Origin of the sequence: Amycolatopsis sp. NBRC 101858 (genome assembly GCF_030269325.1) — a bacterium.
In the GTDB taxonomy this organism is placed as follows: Bacteria; Actinomycetota; Actinomycetes; order Mycobacteriales; family Pseudonocardiaceae; genus Amycolatopsis; species Amycolatopsis ponsaeliensis.
Window position 1 is genome coordinate 881071 of the sequence record NZ_BSTD01000006.1, and the last position, 7091, is coordinate 888161.

The window sequence follows — 7091 nt, forward strand, 5'->3', positions numbered from 1 at the left end:
CCCGGACGGGCGTACGGTTGAGGGCGTGAGTGCTGCGCCTGAAGGCCGGAAGCTGCTGCGTCTGGAAGTCCGCAACAGTGAGACGCCGATCGAGAAGAAGCCGCCGTGGATCAAGACGCGGGTGCGGATGGGGCCGGAGTTCACCGAACTCAAGGGGCTCGTGCGCCGTGAAGGCTTGCACACCGTCTGCGAAGAGGCGGGTTGTCCCAACATCTACGAGTGCTGGGAAGACCGCGAAGCGACGTTCCTCATCGGTGGTGACCAGTGCACGCGTCGGTGTGACTTCTGCCAGATCGACACCGGCAAGCCCGCCGCCCTCGACCGCACTGAGCCCCGCAAGGTCGCGGAGTCCGTGCAGGCCATGGGTCTGCGGTACTCGACCGTGACCGGTGTGGCGCGCGATGACTTGGACGACGGCGGTGCGTGGCTGTACGCCGAGACCGTGCGTCAGATCCACGCCCTGAACCCGGGTACCGGTGTCGAGCTGCTGATCCCGGACTTCAACGCCGATCCGGCGCAGCTGGCCGAGGTGTTCGGCTCGCGGCCGGAAGTCCTTGCCCACAACGTCGAAACGGTGCCGCGAATCTTCAAGCGGATCCGGCCCGGCTTCCGGTACGCGCGTTCGCTCGAGGTCATCACGGCCGCACGTGAAGCGGGCCTGGTGACGAAGTCCAACCTCATCCTGGGCATGGGCGAGACGCCGGACGAGGTGGCGCCCGCGATGCAGGACCTGGTCAACGCGGGGTGCGAGATCTTGACGATCACGCAGTACCTGCGTCCGTCGCCGCGGCACCACCCGGTCGATCGCTGGGTGAAGCCGGAGGAGTTCGTCGAGCACTCTCAGGCTGCCGAGGCGATGGGCTTTGCCGGTGTGATGGCGGGGCCGCTGGTGCGGTCGTCGTACCGCGCGGGACGGCTGTACGCCCAGACGAAGGCCCACCGCGGCGAGGAGCTGCCGGAGAACCTGGCGCACCTGGCCGCCGAAGGCCCCGCCGCACAGGAAGCCGCGTCGCTGCTGGCACGGTGACGCGCGTCACCCCACCTTCCTTAAAGGATCGGTAAAGTGGGTGGCATGGCCCTGGTTTCGGACCTCCTCAGCTGGTTGCAAGGACTCCCGGAACCGGGGCTCGTCGCGGTGACCGGCGGGCTGGTCTTTGCCGAGTGCACGATCGGGCTGGGTTTCCTGGCGCCGGGCGAGTCCGGCCTGCTCATCGCCGCGACGACGGCCACCACGGTCGCCCGGTTCGTGGTCCTGTGGCTGGTGGTCACACTCTGCGCAACTGCGGGCGACGCGCTCGGCTACCTGATCGGCCGCCGTTTCGGGCCCCGGCTGCGCGAGACGAAACTGATCCGCAAGTACGGCCTCGAGGCGTGGGACAAGGCAACCGCGGTCCTGGAGCGCCGCGGCGCGTGGGCGGTGTTCTTCGCCCGGTTCCTGCCGGTGATCCGCACCCTGACCCCAGCGGCGGCGGGAACGTCCGGCCTGCCGTTCCGCAAGTTCCTCCCGGCCGCGGCGGCGGGCGCGTTCTGCTGGTCCCTGGTCCACATCAGCATCGGCGCGGCCCTGGGCGAGGCGGCGAAGCGGATCGAAGGCGTGATGAACACGGGCGGCCTGATCGTGGTCGGCGTGCTCGCGGCGGTCGGAGTGTTCTTCTTGCTGCGGTTGAAGAAGCGGAAGGCGCTGGCCGCCGAGCCGCCTCGCGAACCCGAGCGAGTCCCCTGACCTGAACCGGCGCACCGCACCCAACGCCACCTCGGTGCGCAGGCGAAGCCGAGCAGAGCCGCCGCATCCCGAGCCCACGAGGGTGCGGCCCGAGCGAACCCGGACCGCACCCTCCCGGCGTCAGCGGCGGGCGCGCGCCGCCTTGCCGGTGGCCCAGCCGACCAAGCCGAGCGCCAGCAGCGCCCCACCGGCGACGAACGGCCAGGTTCCGGTCCCCGGCGCCACGCCCGGGGCAGGAGCCGCCGCGAGGTCGTACCCGCCGAGCTTCCCCTGCTCCCGATAGGCCGAACCAGGCAGCTTGTCGCCGTACAGGCGGTGCACCAACTGCTGGTACGCCGCCAGCGTCACGCCTTCGCCGACCCGCTGGCGAGCCGGGTCGTTGAGCGCCAGCACGCGACCGTCGCGTACCCGGTACCACGCATTGACCTGCGGTTCGGTGAACACGAGGTCACCGGCCGCCTGCGCCGGGTACGTCAGCTCCTCGGTGCCGGTGGTGAAGTTGCTCGCGGTCCAGCCGCCTGCTTCCGGCGTCACCCACACGGTCGCCTGGCGGCCCGTCGACGCCGAAGCGCGCACCGCGTAGTACGCGAACGACGCCGGCGCGGCGCCCGGCTTCCCGGCGACGAAAGCCGGGTCCAGCGAGTACACCGACTGGGGCGCACCGTCCACCTTGGGCGCCTGCGCGACGTCCGCGCGCGCGACACCCGCCCGGCGGTCGAGCTGGCCGAAGAACGCCGAAAGCTGCCCGTCGGCAGCCTTGACCGCCGCGGCGACCTCGTCGGGCGACCCCGACGCCGAAGCCGTCCCGCCGAAACCGAACACCAGGGCCGCACCCGCGACCAGGACAGCGAGTCCACGGAAGACGTTCATGCTCACGCCCCGATCCGGTAGAGGGACTGCGCCCACTGGAACTGCCCGTTGCGCACGTAGCTCGAGTGCGCCATCGCGCTGTAGCGCTGGCTGCTCGGCCACGGGTCGCCGTAGTAGACGAGCCCGCTCGCGTCGTAGCCGTAGATCACCTGGGCGTGCCCGCCGCCGGCCGTCCAGTAGATGCCCGTCTCGATCGGGCGCCGCGCACCGATCTCGGTCTGCACCGACGCGAAGCTCAACGCGTTGGTCACCGTGCCGGGCCGCAGCCCGAGCGCCTGGTAGCCGCGCTGGACGTACGTCAGCTCGCCGGCCTGGTTGGGGCACTGCGAACCGGCCGGGTAGCCGCGGGAGTAGTCGCAGAAGGTGTTCTGGCTGACGTTCGCGCCGTACCCGAGGAACCGGGCGATGGTCAGGCCGCTCGCGGCCCAGCACCACTGGTCCTGCTCCTGGACCAGCTGGCTGATCGACAGCGTGGTCGCTTCGGTGGTCGCGCTCGCGGGCGGGGAGAGCAGGCCGGTGAGGGCCACGCACAGCGCGCCGAGCGCCATTGCTCGTCTGAAGTGCATTCGTTGCTCCTTGTCGGCAACAGGTGGGGACTTCGTGAGCTTCTCCCGTTGCCGCGCCGGGCAGTAATCCCAGCGGGGATAACACCGGCGTTATGCCGCCTATCGGGCAGGCGCCAGCCCGCTTCCCGAATACTCGCGGCACCAGCGCGCGAAATGCGGATTCCGCTGCCGCGACGCCGCATACGCCACTTCCGCGCACCGGAACACCCGGTCGGTCGTCGGCGTGCGGGCGTCGTCCTCGCGCGTCGCGAACAGCAAAGTCGTCCACAGCGGGTCACCCGCGAGCGGCAGCGCGACGAGACCCGGTGGTGGCGCCGAAGCCGCCTGCGCGAGGCAGACCGCGCCCTGCGCGATGAGCGTCCCCGCGGTGCCCGCCTCCGACGTGAAGTGCCGGACGCGCGGGCTGAACCCGGCGGCCGCGCAGGCCTGCAGGAACCGCACGCGCACGCAGTTTTCGTGCGGGGGCGGGAGGATCCAGTCGCAGCCGGCCAGGTCGGCGAGGTCGACGACGCCGTCGCGGATCGCCGGGTGGCCGTGGGCGATGCCGACGAAGATCGGCTCGGTGGCGAGCGTCCGGACGGTCAGGCCGGCGAAGTGGTGTGCCTCCGTGCCGTCGAAGCGTTCGAGCAGGGCGACGTCGACGCGGCCGGTCGAGAGCAGCTTGAGCAGGGTGAGCGACGCCGGTTCGGCGTAGGTCTGGACGTCGACGTCCAGCTCCCCCAGCTCCTCGATGAAGCGGCCGATGATGAGCAGCGGGATGTACCCGATCCGGAGGGTCTCCGGCCCGTCCTCGCCGTGCCGCCGGGCGGAGGCGACGAGGGCCTGCATGTCGGACAGCAGCGCGTCGGCGCGGGCGAGCACGAACCGGCCGAGCTCGGTCGGGCGCACGCCGCTGGGGCCGCGGACGAACAGGTCGCCGCCGAGGATCCGCTCGATCCGCTTGAGCTGCGCGGTGAGGGCGGGCTGGCTGACGCCGAGGACGGTCGCGGCCCGGCTCACGCTGCCGCCGTCCGCGACGGCGCGGACGGCCCTGAGATGCCGCAGCTCCAGCTCGGCCACGTCCAGCAGGCTAACGCCGTCTTCCCGGGCGGCACGACCTGCGAAAGTCGGGCTTACTACATTCGGCGGTATGAGTCTCGCGGATCTTCCCCGGCCGATCGGGTTCGTCCTCGGCGGGGGCGGCAGCCTCGGTGCCATGCAGGTCGGCATGCTGCGCGCGCTCGCCGAAGCCGGCGTCACGCCCGACCTGGTGGCGGGCACGTCGGTCGGCTCGCTCAACGCGGCGGTGCTGGCCCTGCCCGGCGACGACGCCTTGGCGCGCCTGCACGGCATCTGGGCGCACATGACGCGTGCCGAGGCCTTCCCCGGCGGCGTGCTGAGCCGCGTCCGGACGCTGACGCAGAGCAAGACGCATCTGTTCCCCAACACCGGCCTCACCGCGATCATCGCCGACCACCTGGGCGCCGAAACGCGCTTCGAGGACCTGGCGCTGCCGCTCGGCGTCGTCACGACGCAGGTCGACACCGCCGAGCCGCTGCTGATCCGGTCGGGACGGCTGCTCGAGCCGCTGCTGGCCAGCTGCGCGATCCCGGGGATCTTCCCGCCGGTCGAGCACGAAGGGCGGCTGCTCTACGACGGCGGGCTCGTCGCGAACGTGCCGATGCGGCAGGCACTGGCGATGGGTGCGCAGTCGCTGGTGGTGCTCGACTGCGCGTTCCCCGGGAAGCTGCCCGAGGCGCCGCGGACGTTCGCCGAGGTGATGATGTTCACCGCGATGATCTCCATGCGGAACCAGGCGGTGCTGGAAGCGCCGGTCGCGGCCGCGCGGGTGCCGGTCGTGTACCTGCCGGGGCCGGCGCCGGTACGTGTGAACCCGCTCGATTTCGGGCACACCGAAGCACTGGCGGAAGAGGCGTACTCGGCCGCGCGGGAGTTCCTCGACGGGATCTCGGTGAGCGGGCCGGGACTGTACGGGGCGCCGGGCCTCGTCGTCACGTGATCCGCGTCACGCCGATGCACCTATCCGCCGGTAGGAACGTCATCGCTATCGCGTAGTTTTGATGACGAATGCCCGCCGACCCCAATTTCCCAAAAAGAGACAATATGCCCCCCAAGAAGATTTTACTTTCGGTGGCCGGAATCCTCGCCGGAGCACTGCTGGTTTCCGCCTGCTCGTCCGGTGACGACGGCGGCTCACCCGGCGGTGGGGCGCCCGTGTCCGGTTCCGCGTCGGCTGCGGCGACCCCGGTCGCCGTGTCGTTCGAGCCCGCGGGCGGCACGGGGGTGAACCCGGCGACGCCCGTCGTCGTCAAGGCCGCCAACGGGAAGCTCCTCGACGTCACGGTGACGAACACCGCGAAGGGGAACAAGGTCGGCGGCAAGCTCGCCGACGACGGGGCCAGCTGGACGTCGACCGAGCCACTCGGCTATGGAGCGACGTACAAGATCGTCGCGCACGCCCAGGGCGCCGACGGGAAGCCGGTCGAGCAGGACAACCAGATCAGCACGATCGCGCCGAAGAAGCAGGCGAACGCCAACCTGATCCCGGCGCCGTCCGCGGTGGCGAGCTCGGGCGTCGGCGTCGGGCAGCCGATCGTGTTCAGCTTCGGGAAGATCGCCGTGAAGAACAAGGCGGCGGTGGAGAAGGCCCTGACGGTGGAGTCCACGCCGAAGCAGGAGGGCAGCTGGTACTGGATCGACGACTCGAACGTCCACTACCGGCCGAAGGAGTACTGGAAGGCCGGCACGACGCTGAAGGTGACGGCCAAGATCTACGGCGTCGATTTCGGCAACGGCGTCTTCGGCGCGGAGGACCGCACGGAGACGTACAAGGTGCACGATTCCTGGATCGCGAAGGCGGACGGGAACACCGAGCAGATGCAGATCTTCCACAACGGCGCGATGGTGAAGTCCATGCCGATCTCGATGGGCAAGGACGCAACGCCGACACATTTGGGCGCGCACGTCATTTCGGACAAACAGGCGAATTACACGATGGATTCGTGCACGTACGGCGTTTGCCCGCCCGACCCGAAGGCGTACCGGTCGAACGAGAAGTTCTCGGAGCGGATTTCCAACGACGGCGAGTTCGTCCACGAGAACCCGAACAGCGTGGGCCAGCAGGGAAGCTCGAACGTGTCGCACGGCTGCATCAACCTGAACGGCGCGAACGCCCAGTGGTTCTTCCAGAACATGGGGCTGGGTGACGTCGTCGAGGTGACGAACTCCGGCGGCCCGCAGCTCCCGGTGTGGGACCTGTACGGCGACTGGTCCAAGTCCTGGGCCGACTGGCAAGCCGGCTCGGCCCTGAAGTAACGCACCTCAGTCTTGCCCCAGGGGGGCCGGGAGCTCCGCTCCCGGCCCCCTTCTCTATCCCCACCGGACTCTCCCGCCCCGACCCTCCAGGCACGCGACCCGACTCCCCAGGTACGCGAGTCGACCCTTCAATCACGCGTGATGCCCTCCCAATCACGAGTGATGCCTCTCCAATCACACGTGATCCCCCTTCAGACACACGGACCCGGCTTCGATCACGCCAGTTCCGGTTCTGCTCGCGCCAGTCACGTGCCCGAGCACCCCGGTAGCGTTCGCCCGAGCGGTCGACTCGCGTGATTGAGGAGCCAACTCGCGTGATTGGACAGACGACACGCGTACCCAGACAGACGACACACGTAGCTGGAGGGACGGCTCGCGTACCCGGACGGTCGGGTCGCGTGCCTGGAGGGTCGGGCAGAGTGGATGCGGGCATAAGAAAAGGGCCCGGGCCGGGAGACTTTACGTCTCAACCGGGCCCAGGCCCTTCCCCAAGTAAGTTCGGCGGTGTCCTACTCTCCCACAACCCTTCGGCTGCAGTACCATCGGCGCTATCAGGCTTAGCTTCCGGGTTCGGAATGGGACCGGGCGTTTCCCTGACGCTAAAACCACCGAAACAC

The 7091-nt window shown here is 69.7% G+C and carries 7 protein-coding genes and 1 rRNA gene; 4 read left to right on the forward strand and 4 right to left on the reverse strand.

The window, feature by feature from the left end:
* Positions 1–25: 25 nt before the first annotated feature.
* Complete coding sequence (lipA, locus tag QSK39_RS43375; RefSeq protein ID WP_285483606.1) at positions 26–1027, forward strand: lipoyl synthase; 1002 nt, start codon at positions 26–28, stop codon at positions 1025–1027.
* 45 nt (positions 1028–1072) lie between these two features.
* A complete protein-coding gene (locus QSK39_RS43380; RefSeq protein ID WP_285483607.1) occupies positions 1073–1723 on the forward strand; it encodes a DedA family protein in 651 nt (216 codons plus the stop codon).
* A gap of 120 nt (positions 1724–1843) precedes the next feature.
* Here QSK39_RS43380 and QSK39_RS43385 read toward each other — a convergent pair whose 3' ends face one another.
* From QSK39_RS43385 to QSK39_RS43395, 3 genes are all read right to left on the reverse strand, one after another.
* Positions 1844–2593 carry a hypothetical protein gene (locus QSK39_RS43385; protein ID WP_285483608.1) on the reverse strand — a complete coding sequence of 250 codons (750 nt, stop codon included), beginning with the start codon at positions 2591–2593 and terminating at the stop codon, positions 1844–1846.
* 2 nt (positions 2594–2595) lie between these two features.
* A complete protein-coding gene (locus QSK39_RS43390; protein ID WP_285483609.1) occupies positions 2596–3159 on the reverse strand; it encodes a papain-like cysteine protease family protein in 564 nt (187 codons plus the stop codon).
* Between the two features lie 99 nt (positions 3160–3258).
* Positions 3259–4218 (reverse strand): LysR family transcriptional regulator, encoded by a 960-nt coding sequence (locus tag QSK39_RS43395; protein ID WP_285483610.1) that lies wholly within the window; start codon positions 4216–4218, stop codon positions 3259–3261.
* Between the two features lie 70 nt (positions 4219–4288).
* Between QSK39_RS43395 and QSK39_RS43400 the strand changes: the two genes are divergently transcribed.
* Both QSK39_RS43400 and QSK39_RS43405 read left to right on the forward strand, forming a co-directional pair.
* Positions 4289–5158, forward strand: a complete 870-nt coding sequence (locus QSK39_RS43400) for a patatin-like phospholipase family protein (RefSeq protein ID WP_285483611.1) — start codon at positions 4289–4291, stop codon at positions 5156–5158.
* A 104-nt stretch (positions 5159–5262) separates the two neighbouring features.
* Positions 5263–6474 (forward strand): L,D-transpeptidase, encoded by a 1212-nt coding sequence (locus QSK39_RS43405; RefSeq protein ID WP_285483612.1) that lies wholly within the window; start codon positions 5263–5265, stop codon positions 6472–6474.
* Between the two features lie 496 nt (positions 6475–6970).
* Here the strand turns inward: QSK39_RS43405 and rrf are convergent.
* Positions 6971–7087 (reverse strand): 5S ribosomal RNA (gene rrf, locus QSK39_RS43410).
* Positions 7088–7091: the final 4 nt, after the last annotated feature.